Origin of the sequence: Bacillus sp. GMs2/2 (assembly GCF_050172095.1) — a bacterium.
In the GTDB taxonomy this organism is placed as follows: domain Bacteria; phylum Bacillota; class Bacilli; order Bacillales; family Bacillaceae_G; genus Bacillus_A; species Bacillus_A cereus.
In genome coordinates this window covers 1-1,145 of sequence record NZ_JBNLYE010000721.1, presented here as the reverse complement: position 1 = coordinate 1,145, position 1,145 = coordinate 1, and the positions used below count along the sequence as shown (strand labels likewise).

Sequence of the window (1,145 nt, the reverse complement as noted above, 5' to 3'; positions counted from 1 at the left end):
TTGAAATAAGAAGAAATATTTTATCAAATAATCATAGTTCGAGAATGTAGTCTTATTGAAAAGAGGGTAGAAGCTCGTTCGATTAGGAAACGGCTTTTGTAATCGGATGAATGATAAAAACTATAGTATGTATTAAGATGAAAACTCCAGTGATTTTATGAATCATGACTGGAGTTTTTTATTCGAATATCCACATTTCGGGATTTTGTATAACCTTCCATAATATCTAATTGATTTTTAGCAACTTCATCAACATGTTGTTTTTTTATTATTTGTTTATATAGATATATAAGAGTCTAACTGAATCTTCAATAGGCCATATCGCAAAAGGAGCAAAAGCGTCAAATGGAGTAAGTATAATTGCTAATGTAGTAAAATTAGCAAAAGAATTGAAGCCTACGCTTGAAATGTTACAATCATTTAAGAGAGAGGCTTCCTATGCATTCTCTAGTATTGGTGGAACTAACGTAACCAAAATACCTCAAGGCGAATTAATAGAAGGTTATTATAAGTTTGCGAAGTCTAAAGATGGTGGTAAGGGTACGGGTAAAACTGGTGAAATATCTAAGGAATCTGGAAAAGTAGCCCAAACATTAGAAGCAGCTAGAGCACAACAACGTACGGTAATAGAATCAGTAGAAAGTGGCGAAGTAGCTTTAAAAACAACGAAGCGTAAAGGGAATTATGGTGAAATGAAGATGGATGACTTTTTTGAAAGTCAAACATATACTAGAATTAGTGATGATCGTGTATTAACATTAGATCAAAAAATTGTTAAGGGAATAGATGGTATATATGAAAATTCATCTCCGCCGCCTAAGTATGTAATAGCGGAGGCTAAGTATAATACTGCGCAACTTTCAAATAAAAAAGATGGAAAGCAAATGAGCGAAACATAGATAGATGGTTCTAGACGTTTGGAATCAACTGTTGGAGAAGAAATGTTTTTGAATCCTGAAAATGTACAAAATATACTAATTAATGTTGATAAGGATGGTAATGTGGTTAAAAGCATTTTGGATTCTTCTGGGAAGAAAATAATTGAGTAAGGAGAATGAAATGAGAGATATTTTAAAAAATGAAGATTATTTCGAGGATTATTTAAATAGACAAAATAATAGAATAGAAAAGTATAAAGAATTAGC

General features: G+C 31.5%; 1 pseudogene. It reads left to right on the top strand.

Annotated elements, in window-relative coordinates:
- The first annotated feature begins 407 nt into the window (after positions 1-407).
- Positions 408-1,049 (top strand): annotated as a pseudogene (locus ACQGS6_RS29000) (hypothetical protein).
- The last annotated feature ends 96 nt before the right edge of the window (positions 1,050-1,145 follow it).